A 23,863-nucleotide genomic window follows, 5' to 3' on the forward strand; every position below is an offset into this window, starting at 1 on the left:
GAAATAGAGTTTGCAACCCCAAAATAAGGTCGCAAACTAGTGTCATAGTAAGTAGTGCTTTAGTTTATGCCTTACTTGCTACTGGTTCTGCTTGACTTTCAGTAGTCGCCGCGTACCAAATTAATAGGCCGAACGCTACTTTGTTTACTAAGTCTGCAAAGTTATAAATAATGTTAAGCGCTTCAGAACTGCCTACGCCCGTGTATCCTGCAACATAACCAATTGGGTAAATAGCCCAACCAACGGTTACAATCCAGCACATAGCTTTGTATGCGTACTTAACTGCCGGAGTGGCTTGTGTTTCAGCTGCTTTGCCTGCTTCGCCGTAGAATATTTCATACAGGATGTAGAACCATCCTAGCATACCAATTACGAAACCTACCCAAATATTGATGTAACCAGATTCGCCTAAATACCCTGGAATTAACATGACCAAAGTACCTATCAATAAGCGCCAGAAAATACCAATAGATGCTACGCCGATAGCGCGTAGAATTAAGTAAAATTCAATCATTAGTAACGGAACGGTTAATAACCAGTCTATATATCTAAATACAGTTGGTGACTCACCTGTTGCCACCCACACGTCGCGCATGTAGAAATAATGCACTGCCGCAATGAATGTTACTAAAGCTGAAACGACCAATGACGTTTTCCATTTTGCGGTTACGCCTTGTGTTTCCCAAAGGAAAAACACGGTAGAAGCCATTAAAGCCATTGAAATTATCCAAAATGAAATACCTACGAAATCATCTTGAGCTAAGCCTGCTGCGGCATTTGCAAAACCAGCAAACGTTAATAAAAATAATCCTGTTACGATTAATTTTAATTTAACGCTGACTTGGCTTAACGAAAAGCCTTTTGTCTTTTTGTAAGCGTTTTTTATCATCATAATTTTCTCTATGTAGTCCTTCGTGAAACGTGTTTTAAAATGTACATGGATTGAAGGGTAATCCGACATCGGACTTCCTTACCCCTCCTTTTTACTGTGACTAGTTGTGTTTGTACACTTCTTTCGGTGCTGAGGACGTGAAGATAATGTAAAGTAAAAATTACACTTAGTGCTTCAGGCCAATGGAATCAGATGCTTTCAGGTTTGCAAGTGAATAAAACATTTTCATTACGTTTTTGTAACCTTTGCGTAACGTTTGATAATCAAGCATATTTCAATCATATTTTAAGCAGTTAATTTAGTAAGATTTTGCGAAATTAGTGTGTATCACCGTATTTCTAAGTGAAAGGGTGTAGGTTTTTTTATAATCGATTTAAAATTTTAAAGTAATTGGGTCTGTATTCTTAGATGGATCAGTAGTTTAAAAGTCTTGGCACGATTTTAGCTTTCACAGCATTAGAAAACATTACAATATGCTCTTTTCCGATTAATCTATGTTCATAAGAATATTACCATACGAAATTAAATAAATTGATAGTGATGCTAGGCTTAGTGGCTACTGCCACTTTCGTTAAAGCTGACCTTTTTAATTTACATATGGTTAAGCGCCACTATGCAATTGTGCTAATACTACTGCCAACTCGACTGCTGTGAACGTCTATGCGCTTCGCCATCTGCTCCTTTAACTCAGTTACATGCGATATTATCCCTATCATGCGCCCGCTGGCTTGAAGATCAACAAGGACTCTGATTGCAGCATCTAAGGAGTCACTATCTAGACTGCCAAAACCTTCATCAATAAATAGTGTGTCAAGGTGTATGCCTCCTGCGTAAGACTGCACTACATCCGACAAGCCTAAAGCTAACGACAGTGCCGCCATAAATGACTCTCCGCCCGAAAGTGTGGCCACCGAACGTGGCTTGCCTGTGTTACCATCATGCACCTCAAGCTCTAGCCCAGACGCTTTATTGCCTTTTGCACGGTCTTCTTTGCGAATAAGCTGATATCGCCCTTTGCTCATAATATGTAAACGCTGTGATGCTTGTATAAGCACATCGTCAAGAAGTACGCTAAGCACAAATCGCTGTAAACTAACTTTATTGCCTGTGTTGCCATTTGCAACTTCGCTTAAGGTGCCTATTACCGAATATTGTTGGTTAAGCGTTTCGTTTTGGGTCTCTGCTTTTACCAGCTTGTCACTCACATTGACTAAGCTAATATAGCGAGCCTCTAAGTCGCGCCATATTTTGTCTTTTTCTGCAGATATTTTAGTATTTGCGTTTAACCCTTGCTCAATACTGCTCACATCGCTTCGTTGTTTATTACTGAGTCTTTGCCAAAGTTGCTTTACAATCGCGTTTAAGCTGTCTAGTTCAGTTTGGTAGCTAGCAATGGCTTGCTTTAAGGCGTGCTGCTGGCTTTCATCCGCTTGCGCTTGCATAAAATGCTTGGTATCGCTAAATTCGCTGTTAAACAATGCCTGCTGCCAATCACTGGCTACTTTGCTGCTTCTTATTTCTTGCCCATGTAGCCCATTGAGCAGTGTCTTTTGGGTGGCACTTGCCTGATCAAAGCTTGACTGTTTCTTAGCCAGGTCAGTTTGTGCTTCACGTAGCAGCACTGTGAGCTGCTCAATAGTAGCGCTTAACTGTTGTAAACTTTGTGAAAGCTGCCAGGCGTCATGATGCTCCTTGGGAATTTGCGCGGCTAGTTCATTCGCGCTTGTTTGCGCCACAATCATCGCATTGTTGTCGTTACTTGCTTTTGCTTCTAGCACTAACAGATCGTCTGTGCTGCTTGCCTGCTGCGCTTTAATTTGTATTATGCGTTTGTTCAACTTGGATTTTGTCAGCTGCAGATTCGTTAATGACGCCAGCTTCCGGCTTATATCTGCTTGCTGCTGCTCAAGCTGTGCAAGCGACATTTGTGCATACTGGCCTAATTGCTGTGAATGTTCTGCAAATCTGTTTTGTTGCGTTTCTAGCTTGTTACTTATGGTAGCAAGCGTGTCTTTCGCCTCTTGCATATTCTCTCTAGAAACAGTTTCTCGTTGACGATCTTCGCCTACTTGTTCTTTAGAAACCAACATGTTGCTGTCGTCTTCATGGGCTGGGTTTGGGTGATTTTTACTGCCGCATACCGGGCAGGGCTTGTCATGGCTTAATTCTTTTGCCAATAAGCTGGCTTGGCCCATGTGCCAAGCAATTTCTGTTTGGGTAGCAATAGTGCAGGCCTTCTCAAATACTTGTGCGAGATTGTCAAGTTGAGCTTGGTCAATGCGCTGCTGTTTGAGGCACTTTGCTATATCCGCTGAAATAGCATCTAGCATACTGCGCTCGTTATGTTTTTGAGCGAGTTTATCTAAAGCTTGCTGCAGCGGCGTCACTTGTTCAAGTGTGTGAGTGTGTGAAATAACGAGTGCTTCTTTTTTGAGAAGCTCGCTGGCTAATGCACCTAAGCTGCATTTTTTTTGTTCAAGCGCTTGGCTGCTACTTGCGACCTTAGCTGTTGCCCCTGTTACGCGTTCTTTATTGTCGCTAAGTTTCGTGAGCTGATGAGAAAAGCGTTTTAATTCAATTTGTTGCGTTTTAAAATCATCTAGAGCACCGGCATTTAATTTGGCTGTTTCTACCCTGCTTAACGCTTGTCTATGCTGAGAACGCGCATTTGAAACCGCTAATTTTGCTTGCTCATGATATTTACTCGCACTCACATAGGCGGCCTGGCATTCCACATTATTTGTATATAAATGGTAAATTTTTTGTGCACTAAGTGCTTGGCTTAATAGTGCTTTCTTTACTTCAATATCATTATTTTGCTTATTTATTAAAGACAAGTCAGTGCGCTTCGCGTCTAACTCATCAAACTGCCGATTTATCGTTTTGGCTTTATCTATTTCACTTTGCTGTTTTTGCACTTCGCCATGCGCTTGATCTTTTTCAGATTTGGCCTGAAAAAGCGCAGGGATTAAGCTCTCAATTTCGATGTTAAGCTGCTCACGACAGTCTAGATTTGCACCTTCTAATATGCCGCGCACTTTGCTTTGATGAAGCTCGACCGCCTGTTTTATGCCTGAAGCTTGTTCCTTGAGCTTGTTTTCAATTTGCTTATAGATATGGGTTTCGAACAGTTGGCTAAAAATGCTCTCTCGGTCTTTTGAGTCGGCCATTAACAGTTCACGAAATTTATCCTGCGGCAATATCATGACCTGTCTGAACTGTTCAACCCCAATGCCTAATAATGTATTAATGTGGTTGGTAGCGTCGTTAACGCTTTTCGATACCCATAAAACGCCTTCATCAGAGCCGTCTAAGTACCAAAGCTTAGCTTCAGCTCTTTTGATGGTGACGCCTTCACCTCTGGTTCTTGGGCGTTCTTGTATAGGAGATCGCCAAATAGCATAGCGTTTATTGCCCAACATAAATTCTAGACTAACTTCACATAATACCTCTTCACTGGCGTGATCGCAGCGCATTTGCTGGGGATCGCGATCTGCTCCTGCGGTTTGTCCATATAAGGCAAAGCAGATAGCGTCTAAGATGGCGCTTTTACCAGCGCCGGTGGGGCCGTTGATCAAGAACAGCGGGTTGCTGCCTAAAGCGGTAAAATCAATCTCTTCTTTGCCAGCAAACGGTCCAAAGGCTTGCAGGCGTAGTTTAAGCGGCGTCATGCTTGCTGTTCCTGTTTGATAAGCGAAACGATGGTTTCTTTTACCGCCTTTTGTTGATCTGTGCTCATTGCTTGGCCTGACACCTGTTCAAAAAAATCGCTAAACATCTCTAGTTCGCCTCGCTTGAGCTTTTCGCGGTTCATTGCCTGATCGCCTGTTATTAACATGCCGGGTTTTTCTAGCATCAGCACATTTGGATATACCTCACGCAGCTTTGCCATGGGCTCTAGTATGGCATGGCGATCGGTCATTCTTATCAGCACATAATCTTGCTTGTGAGGGTCTAATTTACCTTGTTCAATAATAGTGGCAAATTCCCCTTCAATAACGCGCATATTTCGCAGCGGCGCTAATGGCAGGTGGGTAAATGAGGCTCTGCCGTCTTTGTCTAGTTCGACTAAGGTTATGCCTTTTTTCTGATGCTGTTCAGAAAAGCTATATTTTAAAATAGAGCCTGAATATCGAATATGCGGGGCGCCTTTTTGCTGCGGCGCATGCAGGTGGCCAAGCGCTACATAGTTAAAATCTTCACAGGGTTGATAACTTACTCGGTCAGAGCCGCCAATAGAAAGGGGCCTTTCTGAGTCTGATGTTTGCGCGCCGTCTATAAAACAGTGGCTAATTAACACATTTGCTTGATTAGCTAGGGTGGCCTTGCTAATTTTATTGACTAAAAAAGTGTGCGCTTCGTCAAAGCTTTTTACATCTTCGCTCCACACGTTACGCACCGTTTCAGGATCGGTATAAGGAATACCGTAAAAAGCAACGTCACCGGTTGACGACGCAATTACTACAGGCTCTGTAATTGCCGATAAATCCCCCATTATATGTAAGCCTGATTTTTTTAGCTGCCTGGAGCCAAAGCGCACGCGCTGGGCACTGTCGTGGTTACCCGGAATAAGAATGACGGGGACGCCCAAATCCATGGTTATTGCGGTGAGCACTTGGTCAAGTAAATCAACGGCACTTGCTGGCGGTATAGAGCGGTCGTAAATATCGCCCGCTATGATCACCGCGTCTACTTTTTCTGTTTTGATGTAATCTAGCAACTGGTTTAGCACATGGCGCTGGTCTTCAAGTAAAGACACATTGTGAAATTGACGGCCTATGTGCCAGTCGGAGGTATGAATAAACTTCATGTGTTTTTTGTCCTTTTTTGCGCTTAGCCTGTTTACAGATAAAGGGCAGTGCTACAGGTTTTCGTGCGCCTGAATGACCGCGTCTAAGAACGTTTTGCCCGCGGATGATAAAAAGTAATGATTGCTGCTGGTATCAAAGGCAAAACCGCGGTTGACCAAATACTCTATGGCTTTTTGCCAATTGGCGAATTTTAAGGCTCTGCAAATGCTTTTGTATTCGTCGCTTTCACCAAGGGCTTCAATGTCTTTGTTATTGAAGCCTAATGAATCGAGGCTTAAGCTATCGATGTTGCGGCCACTCATTTCAAAGTAACGCCCTAAAATAAGCAATATGGATTGGGTTCTTAGCGCGTGTTCATCGGCTTCGTCAATTTCGCTGTCAGCAAAGTTGTTGATGTAAAAAAATTCACCCTTCGCGTTATATTCAAGCTCTTTGCCAATCAATTTGTACAGCAGGGTGAAGGCGTCTACGTATCTGAATAGATACGTGTAGTCTTTGTCTTCAACATGCTGTGATTTCAACTTGTTATAGCTTAATTTGGTGATAACTCTACCTTGGGTAAAACGCTGGTAGATGCGTGCGCTAATGTTGTGGTTGAGTTCATCCATGGCGCCGTGTGCTGTATTCACGTGACTAGCGGGCTTGTTTGTCGCGTTAGCACTGTCATTATGTTGGTTGCTGTCAGTCATGTGGGTCTTGCGCCTTTAGCGGTGATTGATTGGCAATACAGCGAACTTTACGATAGCGATAGTTTTCGTGCATTTGAGAGGTGTCTTTTATAGTGTTATGGCTAACCCAGCCAAATAAATTGGTATGCTTTATTGTGAAACCGCGCCTACTGCCTTTTATAAAACCTATGCTTGAGATTAAGTCATACAAATGATAATCGTTAAACTTGTCTTGCAGGCGCATGTGCAGCATATTCACTAAGTCGTCTGTGTCGCGCAGCGTTACCTTTTCTAATACATCTACCAGGCGCTTATGCCTTTGCATTCTCTGCAATGCACGTTGGTTAGTACTCGCTTTTCCTAAAACCCCTAACAACTCATTAAAATGGGACACATCTAGCGTGCGCCCTTGAAGTTCGTTAAATAAATTTTTAAAGTAAGCGGGGGAATCGTTAAAACCATAGCCAATGGGCCGCACAAACGCCAGTATATTAGGTGAAAAGGAAGGTAAGATAATCGCTGCGCTGCCTATTCTACGCTTGTTTAAATTGTCGCTTAGGGTGCTTTGCAGTTCTGGCACTAGCTTATTCTGATAAAAATGCTCAATAGCGTTAAAGCGCTTTATGCTATCACGCTCCTTATGAATAAAGCGGTTTATGGTACTGGCGGTGGCCTCAATAGGCTGATAGTAGTTTAAAAAACTCAAGGCATAGCTTTGAATATTATTCGCTATCTGAGTTTTGTTGTGCGCAAGCAAAGCATCATGAATTTTTGAAACAACGCCATGCAGGCCTTCAAAGTCTTGATAAGTGGTATCAGGATTTAGGAATACCAGCAGCGGCATAATGTGGCGCTCATAAAGCTTCACTATTTGCTGCAGCCACTGCTGTTTAGCTTCTACATACTGTGCGCTTGTTAGGCTACTTTTTGCACTAGAGGACGTTAAGGCCTCTAAGTCTTTACTGAGTGACTGCATTTTAACGATATTTTGACGCACATCGCTGAGCAACCTGCCTATGTGCAAAAACAAGTTATCAATGAACTCAGCAAAATCATCATCGTCGTCTACAAAATTATAGTGACCGCTTACTATGCCCAGATGTGCTTTATTAAGTATTTGAAGATGGGTTTTAAGCTGTATATCAGTGAGTTTCTTAAATAGAGAGACGTCGCACAGTCTCACTACTGCAAGTACGGAATCTTGAAAATATAACCTATTCTCGCCTTGGCTATTGTCAACGTCCATCACAATATGTGCCTGCAGCAAATTACTCGTTGAAAAAGCGATGTTTATGCGCTTTCGGGTATCTGACTTAACATCTTCGGTGTATTTTTTGACCCGTGTGAAGATAGCGTACTCGGGAATATAATTAATGGCGGCAGCGTCCATCTCTCTAATGCACTGCGACATTATTTTACGGTGCTCAAGCAGCACGTTCAACGTTTCTACTGTGCCTAATGCCTTGTAGTCAACACTGCCCTTGTAAGTACTTACTTTCATATTTATATCAGCTTTTCTTGTGCTTGATTGGTTTCACCTGCAAAGCTATGTGTAAACTCCTCGCTGCCCTGCCAATAAACACGATGGCGTTCGTTATGATAAGGTAGCGCGGTAATCAGCGCGTCCATAACATGCCTTCTGCCTATTTTAGCCTGTAATTCAGGGCTGGTAGAGTGCGTGCCTGCGGCCATTAAATTAAACCCGTTTTGCGCTAAATCGGCCAACCACCAATCAAACTGGCCTATGTCTATATTGGCTATTTCATCGTGTACAATGGGGAATGAGGTTTCGCAGTTATGGTCAATTAGGCGTTTAAGTAGCAGTTGTACTAGCTTAATTTTGATTAAGGCGTTGGTTGAATTGCTTTGCTTTTTATCTTCTTTACCGGCTTTACCGCTTATCTGAACGCGTGGTTCGAACGATTCTATTACCTGGCTCATGGTTAAGGTAAAGTTGTCGTCTTGATCGAAAAAGCGCTCGGCGAAGGCCACTAAGCGCACGTAAAAATCATCAGACTGCATTTGCCTGCTGTATAAATTGGTTTCAGCAAACTCGTTTACCAAGGTTTCAAACTGTTTGTTTATACCGACTTCAAATTCTACCGACGCCACATTGTTAATGCTCAGTCCGCCAAAGGCCTGATTAATATCTTTTTCAAAAGATTTAATCACACGGTAGTTTTGCACAATAATTTCTTTTTTATTGCCGATGGTTTGGTTGTGCTCTTCTATTTGCTTGCCTAGCAATTCTCGCTGGGTGTCGATATTGGCGTACACTTCGCCAATATCGTCAAAGCAGGCGACTATTTCAGGCCAAAACGGGGTGTCGTCTTTTATGCCGTGTTTGTCTGATATAATTTTGCGATCGATAAAATCGCGCAGTCCACTTATAAGGTCAAATTGTAGCTGCTCTAAATTACGAGCGCATTGCGAGAACATTTGAATATGGTCGTCGTTTAAATAGCCAGCAAATTCTATGTTGTCATCAAGCATGTTAAGCCATTTGCTGTGAAGATTAGTAAAGCGGGTTAATTGCTGTGAGTAGTGCTTGTTTTGGGTGATACCCTGTTGGCAGTCGTCATAGTCGCTTTTCGTTTTAAATTGGCGAGTGGTCGCATCTATTAATGTGCGCTGCGTGCTATCTGTAGTCTTGTCAAAGGCTGTTATATTGATTTGCGCAGTGTCTATTTCGCCTAACAAAATGTCGCTGCGCTTGCTGGCGTAGTGCACGTTTTCCAAGACCTGAATATCGTTTTGGGCCAGTGCAATATCACGCTGAAGCTGTTTTAAGGATTGCTGTGCGTGCAAAGCATTGCCTTGCTGCGAGTCAATGTTGTTCTTCTGCTTTTCTAAAGCTTGAATTTCCTGCAGGTTTTTTTCAAGTAGGGCTTTATGATTAGTCTTGCTGTAAGGCCTAAACTGCAGTTTCGTGTCGAAAAACTGATAGTGACTTGCCTGTGTATCAAACAGTGCTGCAAAACCTAGCAGTGCTTCTTGCTGAGATTGTGAAAGCGCTTGGCCTGCGTTAGCATTAGCAAGCGATGGGTTAACGCTGTGCAGCCAGTCTAGCTGCTTTTTTGGTATCTGTTGTTCTAAGTCAAACTGCTTATTGTTAATAGCGTGCTGAAAATTTGCCTGCTCGCTTTTGAGAATATCTAATTTAACTTCGAGTTTCGACAGAGCTTCGGCGCGGCTAATATTACCTGTTTGCACCCCTAGCTGCGTTTCTTTTTCGTCTAAATCGTCTTGCAGGAACGCCTGTATGACTTCACTTGTTTGCCCTGAATATTCGGTTTGCAGGCGGCGAAAGCTATCCAGTGTCTCCTGATGCTGCTTTTGTTCCTTTTCTTTTTCTTTTAAGGCGCGTTTTTCTAGCGCGGTTTTCTCTTTAAGCTCAGACAGCACCCGCTGCTGTTTATCGTGTTTGTCTTTGGCAAGGGTATTTTTGCTAGCGAGCTCTTGTAGCTCTATACTTAAGTTTGCGCTACTGGCGTTAAGCCATGCAATAGACGGTTTCACTTGTTCAAGCGCGGTCAAGTATTCTTCAAAACTGGCTTTGTGCTTTAGTAGCTTATCGTAAAGTGATGTTTGATTCACAACCGCGGTTAGCTGCAGTTCTTGCGCTTTTAAGTTTTCGTGCTGTTCTTTAAACTCAGAAATACTAAAGCGCAAATGGTCTTGGGTACTTTTTTTACTGCCTTCAATAATATTCGCAATAGCATCGGTAAAAGGCCTTCTATTCTTACTTGAGGCAACAAACAAAAGCTTTATTAGCGCGCGCAGTGAGTTAATCGTTTGTGGCTCTTGGTTCTTCAGTGGAAATAGGGTGTAGCGGGTCGACTGTAAATCGCTTTCATATAGCAAAGCCGCCACTTTTGAGGGCTCTTTAGCCAGTACGCAGGTATTGTCATGGGTTTGAATATAATCGTATACTCGCTGCTTGCTTAAATTGCTCACGCGCTCACCAATACCGTCGGGGTCATTACCTTGCTGCCAAAACAAATGGCGCAGTTTGTCAAAAGGGAGTTGGGTGAACATACGTTCAAACTTTAAGCGGCCATTGTTGGCAGCGCTTAAAATTTGGCAGCAGTGCGGGCCGTCGTATACGCGTTTTTCATACTCTAATATAAGAAAGCTAAACTTACTGGGAAAGTAGTGATTAAAAGTTGTTTCAGACGCGTAAGTATCACCGTTGCTGTCGCAAAAACCAAAGTTAATGGCTTGCTTAGCCATAGAACACTCTGGCAAAAAGAACAGCCTAATAGCGTTAATTAAGCTAGATTTACCCACATTTCCCTCTGCAACCAGCATACAGTGAGCGTCTACGTCGAGCTCGGCGTAGGCAAATTCACTTGAATCTACGGCAATGATACGTTTCACGCCAATAAACAGCTTGCTCATGAATGTTCCTTTCCTGTTTGTGGGAGTCTATATTACGTTTTGATCCGGCAATTTGCTATTGCTAAGGACTGCTAAATTTGAAACCAAGGGATCAGATTCGTTGAAACCTGTTTCAAACACCTAGCGCTTTACTATCTCTTAAAGTGGCTTTGAAAGCTGATTAAGCGCATGCTCTATTTGAAATACATGTTGGTCTATTTCATCGTAATGCCTTAGCGCATCGGCGAGCATGTAAACGTAATCGCGATTAGGCCCGCTAGGCCCCGATGAATCAAAGATTTGCTTAGCAATGTCTTGCGTGCTTGCTTCGCCTAAATATGCTTCATTATCAGGACTTGCAATATACACTAAGCCTTGCACAGTGCGCGTGTCAGCCAAGCTAATGGTTACCTTATGACGTAAGTAGCCATTTTTCTCCCTGTGATCTAAATGATCAAACACGCTTGGGTTAACCTTAAATGCTTTGCCAAAGCATCTGGTATTTTCTATGGATGAAAGTGTAAGCACTCTGCCAGGATGTGCTACGGTGCCTCGATGGTCGTGACTCCCCTGCCAAAAACGGCGCTCAAAGCCACTAATATGCGCGTTTTCGCACTCAATAAACTTAAAATCGACCTTGTAAATAAGCGAACCGTAGCCGAACACCCAAATTTCGTCAAAGTCAGCTAAGTTTTGTCTTTGTTTATTTATCGCCTGTGTATCAAACACTATGCTTGTCATGCTCCTAATTCCGCATTTAGACACGTAACGTTATCATTAGCGAACAAACTTAGACACCTAAGTGCGCGGCAAAATGCGGCCCAATTGAGGAGTTTATTATTGATATATGAAAAAAGGCAGCTCTTTATTGAGCTGCCTTTTTTAAGTGCTGTACCTAGTTTTAGAATGAATATGAAATAGACGCACCAAAGGTTCTAGGTTGATTAGGGTAGCCATTGAAGCTACCGGTTTGAATGGGCGGTGGGAATCCCGATACGAAATATTCATCGTTATTCAAATTACGCACCCAAGCCTGCAGCGAAATACCATTTTCAAAGGTTAGGCCCGCGCTTGCGTTAAAGGTACTGACTTCGCGCGTAATCCTTTCGGGAACGTTATCCACTAATCGGGCTTCACTTTCATATATATAGTCGGTACGAACATAGCCAAAGGCACCGTTGGCGAAATCAAATTCGTATTTGATACCAAGTGTGAAGCTTCGCTCATGAATCCCCGCGGGCATTTTACCTGTTAAATCTACAACGATGGCGCGGTCGTTTTCGTCTACACCAGAAGCGCCCACAAACGAGTCATAGATAGGATCAAGTATAATACCGCCAAAGAGCAAGCTTATGCCGTCAAAGGGTCTGTACACCGAGTCAAATTCGAGACCTGTTGTAGACTGCTGACCCGCATTGGCTAATACAAAGCCGGTGCCCACAAAGGTGCTAGACTGAAAGCCTTCTATTGTTTGGTCGAACAAGGTAATGTTAAACGCGCCTAGTTTAAAGCGTGATTTCATGCCAATTTCGAACACTTCTGACTCTTCTGGACCCGCAAAACGCGTGCCATAGCTCTGATTTTTCTGCAACAGGCCGGCTGTGCTCAAGTCACCTTGGTCTGCCGGGAAGGGGCGAGTATCGCGCGATAGGTTCCACGAGGTGGCTTTAAAGCCCGTCGCGGCGGTAGCAAAGAAGTTGAAGTTTCGGTTTAACTCATAGGCTAAACGTATGCTGTAAGTAGTTTGACTGTCATCGCTTTTACCGTCTTCGATCGCATTGGGGAAATCGAGTTGCTGTGGCAAAAACTGCACTGTTTGCAAGGTCGGTATAAAAATCCCCGGTATACCTGGAACGGAGCCTAAGGGTATGCCAAATACCGTTAAGTCATTTACTAAGTCAATGCTTGACAACACTTCAACATTGTTAGTTATCAACGACACTTCTTTTTGATCGTCGGTGTAGCTTGCGCCAAATGTTGCGGTTACATCTTGGGTAAGCTTATAGTCTAAATTGACGAACAGTGAAAAGGCGTCGTTTTGCTGTAAAAATTCAGAATTAACTGCTAAACCTTCCTGAAAGAATGTGCCGGGGGCTTGATTAAATAAGCTTTCGGCTGTCTCAAATAAAGGTTGCAACCCTAAGACATTAAAAAATGGCCTGGCGCCATTGCCGTAAATTAAAGAGTCACCGGTGTCTACTTCTTCACTGAAGAAAAATGCACCTGCCATCCAGCTAAAATCGTTATCACCCGTTGAGGTTAAGCGCAATTCTTGGGTGAAGGTCTCAATTTCGGTATGGCCCTCTTCGGTCAAAATATCTAAGGAGGTATAGTCAACATCTACCAAATAATTAGCATCGTTGTTGCGCAAAGCGGTAATTGACGTTAACGCAAAGGTATCAAAATCAACGTCTATTTGCATTGAGATACCGCTATCTTCTACCGTGTTGTTTGGGTCTATATTAAGCGCTGACTCAAAAGCGAATGGATCGGCTGTGTCAAGAACCACACCGCCTAATGCACGAACTGCTGCGGTTGTGGGTCCGTTAACTATATCGGCAACGGTACAGCAAGCTTCATCAAGCTCACTGGTGTCGGCTATGAAGCGAATAGTGACATCGTCAGTCGCTTGGAATAGCAATTGAGCGCGTAAATTCCAGCGATCACGATCATTTATATTGCCTAGGCCTACCACCGACTCGGTATAGCCATCGCTTTTATTGATGCCGCCAGACACACTAAACGCTAGGGTATCTGACAAACCACCGGTAAAGTGCCCGCGCAGCAGTGATTGACCATAATTACCAACACCAAACTCAATTTTTGCTTGGTTGTCGAATGATGGCGCGGCTGTGCGCACATTAATAACGCCCGCAGAGGCATTTTTTCCAAATAAGGTGCTTTGAGGACCGCTTAATATTTCCACTTGTTCTAGGCGGGGTAAATCGCCAATTTGCGCTGCTGCGCGTGAGCGATAAACACCGTCTATGAATACGCCCACAGAAGGCTCTATGCCGGTGTTATTAGCACCGTTACCAAATCCGCGAATTGAAAAGTTGGTATTGTAAGAACGCTGCAAAGGCGCAACGCGCAAAGTAGGTACCAAGCTTTGTAGATCTTGTAAATCCAATATGCGCGCTTGTTCTATTTCTTCAGCGCTAGTAACGCTAACGGCAATAGGTGTTTGCTGCAGGCTGGTGGGGCGTTTAGAAGCGGTTACCATTATAACTTCTAAGTCGTCTTCTTGATCTGCAGCGGGTGTTTCTTGTGAAATTGCAGCGGTAGATGATAGCCCTAACGAAAGCGCAATAATTGCTGCTAGGGGAGTGCGACTAAATATAGATGAAGTTTGTTTAAGCATATTTTTCTCGTGTGCCGTGTGTAGCATCGTAAGTGTGGTGAATTCTTTGCCCTATTTTGGGCGCCCTTTTTGCACTATCTGGCTAACTTCTGTGTTGGCAATAGTAGCCTGCAGTGTTTAAGCATTTTTACATAAGTGCTATACCTATGAGAATAGCAAAATTTATTATTAAAAGTAAATTATTTGTTAAGCGAGTGTAAATAAACTTTAGCGCTTCGGCAATAATCGCGATAAGTGTGCCGATCGCTATTTGCTTTATGCAGGGTGCAATTGTAAAGTTACGCGTATGGCATGGCATAACTAATCGTATTTACAAAGAGGGAGCGACTGCAGTATGCAATTCATTTATTTATCGCTTGCACTGTTGCTAGCTTTATTACTCGCCTTCTTTTTAGGCAATCTTCATGAAAGGTTTGTGCTTGGATACTTGGGCCTTAGTGTTATTACTTACTATGCGTATGCGCTCGACAAATCAAGATCTAAAAGGGGTACATGGCGAATACAAGAAAGTACATTGCACTTGCTCTCTTTACTTGGTGGTTGGCCAGGGGCAGCTTTCGCGCAGCAATATTTACGGCACAAGTGCTCGAAAAAGTCGTTTCAAATTACATACTGGGGCACTGTTATTGCTAATCTCGCCTTATTTGTGGGACTTATCTATTATATTAAAGTCAAATAACATGCTGGTTTTATTAAAGTGATTCCGCACATTTTGGTCTGTTCGCTATCTCAAAGCGTAAACCATACAGTCTAGGTCTACTTTTTAGCACAAGCTAGTCCAACATTGCAGACATTTATTAACAAAGAGGAAACTATGGGTAACTATCAAAAGTCGACGCAAGCAATCTCAGCTTTATCACCAGAGCAATATCGAGTGACGCAAGAAAATGGTACCGAGCATCCCGGCACCGGCGAGCTACTTCACAATACCGAAGTGGGAATATATGTTGATGTCGTTTCAGGGGAGCCTTTATTTGCTTCGTCTTCTAAATATGAGTCAGGGTGCGGTTGGCCTAGTTTCACCAAAGCCATAGACCCAGTCAATGTGAATGAAATTACCGATACGTCTTTAGGCATGATGCGCACTGAAGTTCGCTCTTCTCATGGTGATAGTCACCTTGGGCACGTATTTCCTGATGGACCTGCTGACCAAGGCGGTTTGCGCTATTGCATTAATTCAGCCTCACTGCGCTTTGTGCCAAAGGATGAAATGGCTAAGCAAGGCTACGAAGCCTATTTAGATCAAGTGCAGGAGTTATCATAATGGCAAGTGAACGCGCAGTATTAGCCGGCGGCTGTTTTTGGGGCATGCAGGACCTAATTCGCAAGCGAACTGGGGTTCTAGCAACCCGCGTGGGTTATACGGGCGGTGAGGTCGTAAATGCGACTTACCGCAATCATGGAACGCACGCCGAAGGCATTGAAATTGAATTTGACAATGACGTCACGAGCTACCGTGAAATTTTAGAATTTTTCTTTCAAATACACGATCCGAGCACTAAAAACAGGCAGGGCAACGACCTTGGAGTGTCTTATCGCTCCGCTATTTACTTTGTGTCGCAAACGCAAAAAGATGAGGCACTTAACACGATTGCCGACGTTGACGCCTCAGGTATATGGCCGGGTAAAGTAGTTACAGAAGTAGAGCCTGTTGGCGATTTTTGGGAAGCTGAGCCAGAGCATCAGGATTATTTGGAAACGCGTCCTAACGGATATACCTGCCACTTTCCAAGACCAAACTGGAGCCTACCTAAACGATAAAGACAAGTGTAGAGCGCATTGGCCTGTGCTTTGCAGCTTCTAATTACTCGCTTAAGTAAGCAAAACATGCCATTAGCAGACATGTTCGCGTTATAAGCAGCAATTACAGTTACGCTGATTTTTGTCCATTTTGCCTATACCTGGATTGAAAGTGTTGCTGGGATCGAGCTCTTTATAAAAGTCTCTCAAGGGGTCATCAGCTTTATATAAGTGGCCAACATTATGCTCTGCTGGATACTTAGCGCCGCGCTGGTCTAGCTGGGCTAGCATCAGCTTCTTAACATGGTGGGCATTAGCACCTTTCTTTAAAATATAGTCCTGATGGAAAACATGGCAAAAAAAATGGCCGTAATAGAGCTTCTTTTCAATGTGCTGTTCGATGTCTGGCGAAAATATTTCCACCCAGTCGCTCTCGTTGCGTTTAAGCGCAATGTCTAAAGCCAAAATGTCACCCACGTCTTTGCTGTGCATGGTGTGATATCTGATGGCGGCGCCAGCGGCGGCAAAACGGTGTAAATAAGCGCGGTTAGCTTCTGTAGTCGTGCATTCGAAAAAACCGCCTGACTGTTTGTTGTCAAAGTAGTTTTGTAATATTGTTTTGCCTTTTGCAACTGACGACCCACTAAGCTTCATAATCAAATGGTGCTCGTATTGCTGCCTATATTGGAGCATTCGTTTAGGTAAATGTTGAGGGAATAATCGACTAAATCCCTGTAGTAAACGATCGCTCAAATATTCAGGTAGCCATGTTTTTTTATTCAGGTAGGCATCTACAGCGCCCTTCATCGATAACATTTTAGGTAAACGCTTTGTGCCTAAATACAGTACGCTTAGAAAGGTGTCTTTTCCATATTTTTGCGCAACATCGAACATATCTCGATGCATATATTCACCCATTTCAGGCAGGTCATCTAGCTTAGATAACAGTAAGCGCCTAAGTTGATATAAGTCGCCCGGATCGTTGGTGCCGATATAAAAACTGGCCTGTTTTTCTGCTACCGGATAAGTATCGACCCGCACCGCGAATACGGCAACTTTTCCGGCGCAGCCGCTTGATTCATACAATCTTCGAGGATCAGCGTTAAAGCGACTGGGTGTGTCTGCATCAATATCTTTTACGCGTGCCTGATACAGTGTGTCACTGGCTTTGCGCTGACCTTGGCCAAGCCCTTGTGTGGCGAAGCTGCCGTCACTTAAGGTTTGAATTATAGCGTCTGGGTTGTTACCAAGATCTATACCCAAGTGGTTCACTAAGATCAGTTCCCCGTGTTTATCAATTTGCGCATATACCGATAATTCGGTGTAGGCGGGTCCTCTTTTAACCAAAGCGCCACCAGAATTATTGGCGATACCGCCTACAATTGACGCACCTAAGGAAGAAGACCCAATAACAGAATGTGGCGCCCTGTTAATTTTTATAAGTTCGCTTTGCAGCTGATACAGTGTGGCCCCCGGCATGCCGATAGCTTGAGCACCCTCATTAATGATGTGTAAGGCATTAAGAAAGCGTGTATTAATAATTACAACGGGTCGGTCGTAGTTGTTGCCACTAGGTGTTGAGCCTTCGGTTAAACCGGTATTAGCGGCCTGCATGACAATAATTAGATTATGACTGACCGCAATTTTTAAGGATCCCCAAAGCTGAATCAATGTTTGCGGGAACAGCACGGCAAGTGCGCTTCCTTCGCCAGATCGCCAGCCCGTGCGATAATGTGCATTTTTGCTTGGGTCAGCACTGATATTTTTAGCGCTTAAGACCCTTTCAAAAGCGCTAAGAATGTCTAAATGAGACTTAGCGTCAACGCCAAATTTTGGCTGGCGTATACCCGTTTCAAATACAACATCTAGCTCACATAGCGCAGCTGTCTTGTTTGCGCTCGAAGAAGTGTTACTTTCGATTGTTTCATTCATTATCTTTTGCCCTTGTATGTACATGTATTTGTTCATAGTAGTGCAGTTTAAGCAGAGCCTTTATTGAAAGACCCGGCCCGCAATATTTAACGTGTCCATGCTCTTACCTTTTAAGCTATTTTTTAAATTATTTGTTACAGCTTAGTAGGTTTTAAGGATAAGAAAAAGAGATAAAACAGCCATCACTTTTGCCAAAAAGCCTATAATCGTACGCTGATCATAGGCTAAATAGAAAACATTATGCTGTAAGCCATCAATAGCACAGTGGTAGCGGCGACTATTTCTGTCGCCATATTACACATCAATATTATTAGTCAGCAAACTGCCGAATGATGGCGTTAATAGAGTCTTTTGCATCGCCAAATATCATGCTGGCGTTGTCTTTAAAGAAAAGCGGGTTGTCTATACCCGCAAAACCTGAGGCCATACCGCGCTTCATAATAAACACGTTTTTGGCGAGATCGGCATTTATAACAGGCATGCCGTAAATCGGGCTTTCTTTAATTTCTCTAGCGGCTGGATTCACCACGTCGTTTGCGCCAATAACAATGGCTACATCGTAGTTTTCCATACGCGGATTCACTTCGTCCATTTCAAGCAATAGTTCGTATGGGACATCAGCTTCGGCCAGCAGTACGTTCATGTGACCTGGCATGCGCCCTGCTACAGGGTGAATGCCATAAACAACTTCTGCGCCGTTTCCTTCCAATAGAGATTGCAGCTCTTTCATGGCATGCTGAGCTTGTGCCACCGCCATTCCATAACCGGGGATCACAATGACCGACTGCGCAGCTTCCAATACATAATAAGCATCTTCACAGGAAATAGCTTTCACTTCGCCTTCAATTTTAGTGCTAACGCTAGACACTTCTTTAAAGCCAGAAAAAAGCACGTTTGTTAACGAACGATTCATTGCTTTACACATTATACTGGTCAAAATGATACCGCTTGCACCCACTAAAGCACCTGCCACAATAAGCAAGTTGTTATTTAGTGCTATACCGGCAGCACACGCCGCTAAACCTGAATAGCTATTGAGCAGTGAGATGACCACGGGCATGTCGGCGCCGCCAATAGGCAGTACAAGCATCACACCTAGCGCTAAACACAATATTACAAATACGAACACCAAAAACGTCATCTGCGGTACAAAAGATATTCCCACCGCAAATAAAACGATAGCTAACACGAGCAGCGAGTTAGCTATCGCTTGGCCTTTAAACACCATTGCTTTGGTCTGAATAATATTACCAAGCTTGCCGCTTAACTTTGCCCAAGCCACTAAACTGCCGGTAAACGTTACCCCACCAATTGCAATGGCTATTAATAATATTACCACTATATACGTTGCTAATGAGCCACCTACCACCATGGCAAAGGCCACCGCTAAACTAGCCAAGCCGCCAATACCGTTGAGCAATGAGACCAGTTCAGGCATAGACGTTAAGGCGATTTTTCTTGCCACTACCGCGCCCACAATACTGCCCGCGGCTAGGGCAATAAGAATCCATTGGTAGCTAACTATCTGCTGGTCAATTAAGGTGATGCAAATGGCCACCAGCATGCCCACAGCAGACAACAAGTTCCCTCGGCGTGCGGTGCTAGGATGGCTGAGTAATTTTAGGCCAATGATAAACAGTGCGGCGCTTATTAGATAAACCACATTAATTATGAATTCATTTTGCATTGCGGTCTCCTTTTCCTTTGAACATAGACAGCATACGATCAGTCACCATGTAGCCGCCAACCACGTTTATAGTGGCCAAAAATACCGCCAATACGCCAAAAAACTTGACTAGACCGCCCATGTCATTGCCGGCAAATACAAATGCCCCAATTACCGTAATGCCTGAAACCGCATTTGCGCCCGACATTAAAGGCGTGTGCAAGGTAGCAGGCACCTTGCGTATAAGCTCAAAGCCTAAAAATATAGCGAGTAATAACACCATGGCTAACGAAATAAAAGACATTACGCGGTCTCCTTTGTATATTGTGATTTCAAAATAGGGTTAATAACTTCACCGTTATAGGTGACTAAAGCAGACTTTAAAACATCGTTTTGCGCATCAACAGTAAATAACGACGTTTCGGTGTTATACATATCTTGTACCAAGGCCATTAAGTTATTGGCATACATTTGACTGGCATCTAATGCCACTTCGCCTGCCCAATCGCCGTCTCCCACTATTTTTACCGCTTTGTATATTATGGTTTCACCAGCGACAGAGGCCTCAACATTGCCGCCGTCTAGCGCGGCCATATCGACAATGACGGAGCCAGGTTTCATACGCAATATAACATCGTTTGAAATTAACAATGGGGGCTTGCGGCCAAACAACTGAGCGGTGGTTATCACAATGTCAGAATCGGCAATGCAGTCGGCCTGCGCCTGCTGCTGTAAAGTTAACTGTTCTTCGCTTAAGGCTTTAGCGTAGCCTTGGTCGGTCGACTCAGTCACGCCTAAATCAATATTCAAAAACTTAGCGCCCAACGATTGAACTTGCTGAGCGCACTCTGGGCGGGTGTCATAGGCAATGACATTGGCACCCATGCGTTTAGCGGTCGCAATGGCCTGTAGTCCGGCAACGCCAACCCCAATAATAAACACTTTGGCTGGCTTGAGGGTACCTGCCGGCGTCATCATCATGGGTAAGGTTTTGTGCAAATTAGACATGGCTTTTAGGACCATGACGTAACCCGCTAAACTAGCTTGCGAGCTTAAGGCATCCATTTTTTGGCAGCGCGTACTACGGGGAATTAGTTCCATACTAATGCAAGAGCGCTTGTTATCTAAAAGAGAGGCTATTTTGTCAGGGCTGTTGAAAGGGTCAAAAAAACTAATGCTGCAGCAAGTCTGTGGCGTTTGTGCTAACTCTTCAAGGGCAAGCGGCCTGACCGATAGCACTGCATGGGCTGTTGATAGGGCAGCGCTGCGGTCGGTGAAAATTTCAGCACCAGCGTCAATGTAGTGCTGGTCTGTAAAGCCTAAGGTGTCGCCTATTTGGCTTTCTACCTGAATAGTCGCCCCAAGGCGCTTATAAATCTTAACGTTATCGGGAAGTAAAGCGCAGCGCTTTTCCAAGTGATAAGGTTCTTTCACGAACACGAGTACGCTCATAGCAATTCCTTAAATTTAAGCAGTGTTTATCACGCCAGCCTGTTTGACTAGTGCAGTTATTCTCGGTCGTTAGGTATATGCCTTTTTAAAAAGGTCTCTTTTTTATACTTCACTCCACTAAATAAGATAGCGTGATTTATCATTTCTGAATATAACGTAAATAGCAGTTGATAACATTTTTATAGTGTGGTTTTGTGAATTGATTACCTTAAAGTGTATTGCTTAGTGAACATCAGCTTACTTGCAAATCTAAATATTTCGAAAGACTAACTCGTTATATTATATTTTGCGCGCTAATGGGCAGGCGTGTCAAATTTAGTGTAAGCGCCTGTGCCCCATAAAGGCACAGTTGACAAGCTATGCTTATAACTGCCGGTTGTTTCTTTAGTCGAATACGAGACGTACATTAGTGTTTGAGACCTTGGGTCAAAGATGCGTCTAACTTTCATGTTTTTGAAAAATATACTCTTTGATTTTTTGAACACGACTTCTCCTGATGCGCTTTTATCTATCTTGGCTATCATTTCTGCGCTGATGTTACCGGTTTGTCTACACGAAATTGAGCTGTCGGAAGGATCGGCTAAGTCTAAGTTCGCTTCTATACTGGCAATATGGCAGGTGACGCCGCTCACAATAGGATCTGTAAGTGAGTCAATTTTTATGTCTTTGGTAGTGAATACACCAAGCGAGACGTCGCCTACTTCGCTATCGCTACAGGCGCTCAACAAAAGCACAGTTACGCTAAATGCTAAGGTCGTGACTAATTTGTTCATTGGGTTTACTCCTTGTTTAAAGCTTGCTTACTGTGGTAGGAAAGCCTCATATAAACTTGGGATGGAATTAGATATTTTGGGCGCTAGGAGGCTTTGTTAAAAGTCTACTTTACCGCGCAAGCTTTTGGTAGCACCACTTTTCTTTTTGCTTTCAATGCGTTTTCTTTTTGCGTTTAGCGAAGGTCTAGTGGCTTTTCTCGACTTAACTTCTTTCGTGGCTGATATTACCAGCATCCGCAAACGCTTAAGTGCATCTTCTCGATTTTTCTCCTGCGTTCTAAACGACTGCGCCTTTATTATCAGCACGCCTTCTTTGCTAATACGGTTATCGTTCAAGGCTAACAGTTTTTGTTTATAATGGTCAGGTAATTGCGACGCTTTAATATCGAAGCGTAAATGTATAGCGCTCGACACTTTGTTCACATTCTGTCCGCCACTGCCCATAGCCCTTATTGCAGACAGTTCGACTTCACTGTCTTCTATGACTATATTTTCAGTTATTTTCAACATCGTTTGCATGAGTGTGGTATTTTCATTTAGGCTAGCATATAAAAATCTCCAATTTATACTAATTTTCAAGGCATTTGGCCGTCACTTAATTACTTATTAAGTGAAATAAGCTGTTAAAACGAGCGATGCCAATAACGATGCCAATAACGATGCCAATAATAGTGCAGACTAATAGTTAGCACGAACTGAATTTGCATACTTTGCATGCCAAACTGATCCTATAATGCTATAAAAACATTAAATGCAGCTGCACGCTGACCTTGCTTAACCACATAATAGCTTAAAACGATAACCCAAAATGCGAGATTTTTTATGCAAGACTACCCAATAGGCAGAACCGACATTCCTTGGAATGAAGATGAAAAAGACGAATGGCTAAAGTCGCAAACTATACAGCGAAGCTATGCTGATGAAGTACTCAGTAAATTTATCCGTATTAGCAAAGATTTCAAAAAGAACCACTACGGTGTTCTCCCCATAGACGCCAGCCGCTATCCACTATATGCATTTACCACCTCAAAGTGGGATGTTAACAAGCCCAATGTGCTGATAACCGGTGGCGTGCACGGTTATGAAACGAGTGGTGTGCAAGGGGCTATCGAGTTTTTAATACATCATGCGCCTCGTTACTCGAGGCATTTCAATTTCATTGTTGCACCGTGTGTATCGCCTTGGGGCTACGAAACCGTGAATAGATGGACTACTAACGCCTACGATCCAAATCGTTCTTTTGCGCCAATTAGTTTTTCAGCCGAAGCGCAACTGCTTATGGACTTTGTTAAGGGTTTTATAAGCTCAGAACCGAAGGCGCTGCTGGCACACTTCGATTTACATGAAACTACCGACACTGACAACTCTGAATTTAGACCAGCCTTAGCCGCCCGCGACGGTTTACATATAGATAAATGGCAAATACCAGACGGTTTTTATACTGTTGCAGACACCAAAAAGCCGCAGTTGTCATTTCAACAAGCAATAATAGCGTCGGTCGAAAAAGTCACTCACATTGCACCTAGCGATGACGAAGGCAGAATAATTGGCGCAAAGATAATCTCTACTGGCGTAATTTGTTACGATAAATCGTCACTATTACTGTGTGGTGGCTTCACCGATGCTGAATATGTAACCACTACTGAAGTGTATCCTGACAGCCCAAATGCGACGCCACAAAGCTGTATTGAAGCACAGGTTGCGGCCATTACCGGCGGCTTAGATTTTCTTTTATCGCATGCAAAGTAAGTCATCATTCATCAACCGCAAGGCAAACCTTAGCACCATGGAAACATCAGATATCAAAACGCAGTTAAAAGAGCTTCTGAAAAAAGCCTACAGTCCTTATTCAGCGGTGAAAGTAGCCGCCGCAGTTAAGTATGAAGTTGACGGAGAAAGCCGGATTGCCTATGGTGTTAACGTTGAAAATGTGTCTTACGGTTTAACGGTTTGTGCCGAGCGCTCGGCTATATCAAATGCCATTTTAAACGGTATGGCCAAGGTTACCGCGGTTTACGTTATGTCTAATCAAGCATCCCCCATTTCACCCTGTGGCGCGTGTCGACAAGTGCTTAGCGAATTCATGGACAGTCCTGATGGGCCGGTCGAATGTGTGAACGAAAGCCTTGATAAAACATGGCGAAGCACCTTGGGTGAATTGCTACCAAACCGTTTTGAGTTGTGATTA

At 43.5% G+C, this 23,863-nt stretch carries 19 protein-coding genes; 5 read left to right on the forward strand and 14 right to left on the reverse strand.

What is annotated here, in order from left to right; genetic code table 11:
* Positions 1 to 64: 64 nt before the first annotated feature.
* The 8 genes from BAE46_RS11665 to BAE46_RS11700 all read right to left on the reverse strand — a co-directional run bounded on the left by BAE46_RS11665 (position 65) and on the right by BAE46_RS11700 (position 14,112).
* Positions 65 to 961, reverse strand: a complete 897-nt coding sequence (locus BAE46_RS11665) for a bacteriorhodopsin-like (protein WP_238528966.1) — start codon at positions 959 to 961, stop codon at positions 65 to 67.
* 542 nt (positions 962 to 1,503) lie between these two features.
* Positions 1,504 to 4,563: an AAA family ATPase gene (locus BAE46_RS11670; protein WP_070112912.1), complete on the reverse strand. Its 3,060-nt coding sequence runs from the start codon at positions 4,561 to 4,563 to the stop codon at positions 1,504 to 1,506.
* Positions 4,560 to 5,702, reverse strand: coding sequence for an exonuclease SbcCD subunit D (locus BAE46_RS11675; protein WP_006006021.1), 1,143 nt, complete (start codon positions 5,700 to 5,702; stop codon positions 4,560 to 4,562). The genes BAE46_RS11670 and BAE46_RS11675 overlap by 4 nt, the downstream gene beginning before the upstream one ends.
* A 51-nt stretch (positions 5,703 to 5,753) precedes the next feature.
* On the reverse strand, positions 5,754 to 6,392 hold the full coding sequence (locus BAE46_RS11680; RefSeq protein WP_006006023.1) for a condensin complex protein MksE: 639 nt from the start codon (positions 6,390 to 6,392) through the stop codon (positions 5,754 to 5,756).
* Complete coding sequence (locus BAE46_RS11685; protein WP_006006026.1) at positions 6,385 to 7,872, reverse strand: hypothetical protein; 1,488 nt, start codon at positions 7,870 to 7,872, stop codon at positions 6,385 to 6,387. The genes BAE46_RS11680 and BAE46_RS11685 overlap by 8 nt, the downstream gene beginning before the upstream one ends.
* A gap of 2 nt (positions 7,873 to 7,874) precedes the next feature.
* Entirely contained in the window at positions 7,875 to 10,772 is a 2,898-nt protein-coding gene (locus BAE46_RS11690) for a coiled-coil domain-containing protein (protein WP_006006028.1), read from the reverse strand.
* Positions 10,773 to 10,910: 138 nt separating this feature from the next.
* The gene (locus BAE46_RS11695; protein WP_006006030.1) at positions 10,911 to 11,492 is read right to left on the reverse strand and encodes a gamma-glutamylcyclotransferase; all 582 of its coding nucleotides are present in this window, start codon (positions 11,490 to 11,492) and stop codon (positions 10,911 to 10,913) included.
* A gap of 160 nt (positions 11,493 to 11,652) precedes the next feature.
* Positions 11,653 to 14,112, reverse strand: a complete 2,460-nt coding sequence (locus BAE46_RS11700; RefSeq protein WP_070112956.1) for a TonB-dependent receptor — start codon at positions 14,110 to 14,112, stop codon at positions 11,653 to 11,655.
* A gap of 334 nt (positions 14,113 to 14,446) precedes the next feature.
* Between BAE46_RS11700 and BAE46_RS11705 the strand changes: the two genes are divergently transcribed.
* The 3 genes from BAE46_RS11705 (at position 14,447) to msrA (ending at position 15,873) form a co-directional block, all read left to right on the forward strand.
* On the forward strand, positions 14,447 to 14,791 hold the full coding sequence (locus tag BAE46_RS11705; protein WP_006006034.1) for a DUF1294 domain-containing protein: 345 nt from the start codon (positions 14,447 to 14,449) through the stop codon (positions 14,789 to 14,791).
* Positions 14,792 to 14,926: 135 nt separating this feature from the next.
* Complete coding sequence (gene msrB / locus BAE46_RS11710; protein ID WP_006006035.1) at positions 14,927 to 15,376, forward strand: peptide-methionine (R)-S-oxide reductase MsrB; 450 nt, start codon at positions 14,927 to 14,929, stop codon at positions 15,374 to 15,376.
* Positions 15,376 to 15,873: a peptide-methionine (S)-S-oxide reductase MsrA gene (gene msrA, locus BAE46_RS11715; protein ID WP_006006036.1), complete on the forward strand. Its 498-nt coding sequence runs from the start codon at positions 15,376 to 15,378 to the stop codon at positions 15,871 to 15,873. The genes msrB and msrA overlap by 1 nt, the downstream gene beginning before the upstream one ends.
* Before the next feature lie 90 nt (positions 15,874 to 15,963).
* Here msrA and dld read toward each other — a convergent pair whose 3' ends face one another.
* The 6 genes from dld to arfB form a co-directional block, all read right to left on the reverse strand.
* On the reverse strand, positions 15,964 to 17,784 hold the full coding sequence (gene dld / locus BAE46_RS11720) for a D-lactate dehydrogenase (protein WP_141729344.1): 1,821 nt from the start codon (positions 17,782 to 17,784) through the stop codon (positions 15,964 to 15,966).
* Between the two features lie 310 nt (positions 17,785 to 18,094).
* Entirely contained in the window at positions 18,095 to 19,471 is a 1,377-nt protein-coding gene (locus tag BAE46_RS11725; protein ID WP_006006038.1) for an NAD(P)(+) transhydrogenase (Re/Si-specific) subunit beta, read from the reverse strand.
* Positions 19,461 to 19,754, reverse strand: a complete 294-nt coding sequence (locus tag BAE46_RS11730; RefSeq protein WP_070112916.1) for an NAD(P) transhydrogenase subunit alpha part 2 — start codon at positions 19,752 to 19,754, stop codon at positions 19,461 to 19,463. Before BAE46_RS11730 ends, BAE46_RS11725 begins: the two co-directional genes overlap by 11 nt.
* On the reverse strand, positions 19,754 to 20,902 hold the full coding sequence (locus tag BAE46_RS11735; protein ID WP_070112918.1) for an NAD(P) transhydrogenase subunit alpha: 1,149 nt from the start codon (positions 20,900 to 20,902) through the stop codon (positions 19,754 to 19,756). Before BAE46_RS11735 ends, BAE46_RS11730 begins: the two co-directional genes overlap by 1 nt.
* Before the next feature lie 293 nt (positions 20,903 to 21,195).
* On the reverse strand, positions 21,196 to 21,675 hold the full coding sequence (locus tag BAE46_RS11740) for a CreA family protein (RefSeq protein ID WP_006006041.1): 480 nt from the start codon (positions 21,673 to 21,675) through the stop codon (positions 21,196 to 21,198).
* A 96-nt stretch (positions 21,676 to 21,771) separates the two neighbouring features.
* Positions 21,772 to 22,185, reverse strand: a complete 414-nt coding sequence (gene arfB / locus BAE46_RS11745) for an alternative ribosome rescue aminoacyl-tRNA hydrolase ArfB (RefSeq protein ID WP_070112960.1) — start codon at positions 22,183 to 22,185, stop codon at positions 21,772 to 21,774.
* 312 nt (positions 22,186 to 22,497) lie between these two features.
* On the opposite strand from arfB, the gene BAE46_RS11750 reads away from it, so the two are divergent.
* Entirely contained in the window at positions 22,498 to 23,424 is a 927-nt protein-coding gene (locus tag BAE46_RS11750) for a M14 family metallopeptidase (RefSeq protein ID WP_070112920.1), read from the forward strand.
* 37 nt (positions 23,425 to 23,461) lie between these two features.
* Positions 23,462 to 23,860, forward strand: coding sequence for a cytidine deaminase (gene cdd, locus BAE46_RS11755; protein ID WP_006006044.1), 399 nt, complete (start codon positions 23,462 to 23,464; stop codon positions 23,858 to 23,860).
* The last annotated feature ends 3 nt before the right edge of the window (positions 23,861 to 23,863 follow it).

Origin of the sequence: Glaciecola punicea, from assembly GCF_001756615.1 — a bacterium.
GTDB lineage: Bacteria > Pseudomonadota > Gammaproteobacteria > Enterobacterales > Alteromonadaceae > Glaciecola > Glaciecola punicea.

Excerpts from the sequence above, each read along its gene's own strand:
- BAE46_RS11740 (WP_006006041.1), bottom strand. The coding sequence starts at position 21,675 with ATGAACAAATTAGTCACGACCTTAGCATTTAGCGTAACTGTGCTTTTG.
- BAE46_RS11670 (WP_070112912.1), bottom strand. The coding sequence starts at position 4,563 with ATGACGCCGCTTAAACTACGCCTGCAAGCCTTTGGACCGTTTGCTGGC.
- BAE46_RS11675 (WP_006006021.1), bottom strand. The coding sequence starts at position 5,702 with ATGAAGTTTATTCATACCTCCGACTGGCACATAGGCCGTCAATTTCAC.
- BAE46_RS11700 (WP_070112956.1), bottom strand. The coding sequence starts at position 14,112 with ATGCTTAAACAAACTTCATCTATATTTAGTCGCACTCCCCTAGCAGCA.
- BAE46_RS11725 (WP_006006038.1), bottom strand. The coding sequence starts at position 19,471 with ATGCAAAATGAATTCATAATTAATGTGGTTTATCTAATAAGCGCCGCA.
- BAE46_RS11705 (WP_006006034.1), top strand. The coding sequence starts at position 14,447 with ATGCAATTCATTTATTTATCGCTTGCACTGTTGCTAGCTTTATTACTC.
- BAE46_RS11680 (WP_006006023.1), bottom strand. The coding sequence starts at position 6,392 with ATGACTGACAGCAACCAACATAATGACAGTGCTAACGCGACAAACAAG.
- BAE46_RS11685 (WP_006006026.1), bottom strand. The coding sequence starts at position 7,872 with ATGAAAGTAAGTACTTACAAGGGCAGTGTTGACTACAAGGCATTAGGC.
- msrB (WP_006006035.1), top strand. The coding sequence starts at position 14,927 with ATGGGTAACTATCAAAAGTCGACGCAAGCAATCTCAGCTTTATCACCA.
- BAE46_RS11735 (WP_070112918.1), bottom strand. The coding sequence starts at position 20,902 with ATGAGCGTACTCGTGTTCGTGAAAGAACCTTATCACTTGGAAAAGCGC.
- arfB (WP_070112960.1), bottom strand. The coding sequence starts at position 22,185 with ATGTTGAAAATAACTGAAAATATAGTCATAGAAGACAGTGAAGTCGAA.
- cdd (WP_006006044.1), top strand. The coding sequence starts at position 23,462 with ATGGAAACATCAGATATCAAAACGCAGTTAAAAGAGCTTCTGAAAAAA.
- msrA (WP_006006036.1), top strand. The coding sequence starts at position 15,376 with ATGGCAAGTGAACGCGCAGTATTAGCCGGCGGCTGTTTTTGGGGCATG.
- dld (WP_141729344.1), bottom strand. The coding sequence starts at position 17,784 with ATGAATGAAACAATCGAAAGTAACACTTCTTCGAGCGCAAACAAGACA.
- BAE46_RS11690 (WP_006006028.1), bottom strand. The coding sequence starts at position 10,772 with ATGAGCAAGCTGTTTATTGGCGTGAAACGTATCATTGCCGTAGATTCA.
- BAE46_RS11695 (WP_006006030.1), bottom strand. The coding sequence starts at position 11,492 with ATGACAAGCATAGTGTTTGATACACAGGCGATAAATAAACAAAGACAA.
- BAE46_RS11665 (WP_238528966.1), bottom strand. The coding sequence starts at position 961 with ATGTCGGATTACCCTTCAATCCATGTACATTTTAAAACACGTTTCACG.
- BAE46_RS11750 (WP_070112920.1), top strand. The coding sequence starts at position 22,498 with ATGCAAGACTACCCAATAGGCAGAACCGACATTCCTTGGAATGAAGAT.
- BAE46_RS11730 (WP_070112916.1), bottom strand. The coding sequence starts at position 19,754 with ATGTCTTTTATTTCGTTAGCCATGGTGTTATTACTCGCTATATTTTTA.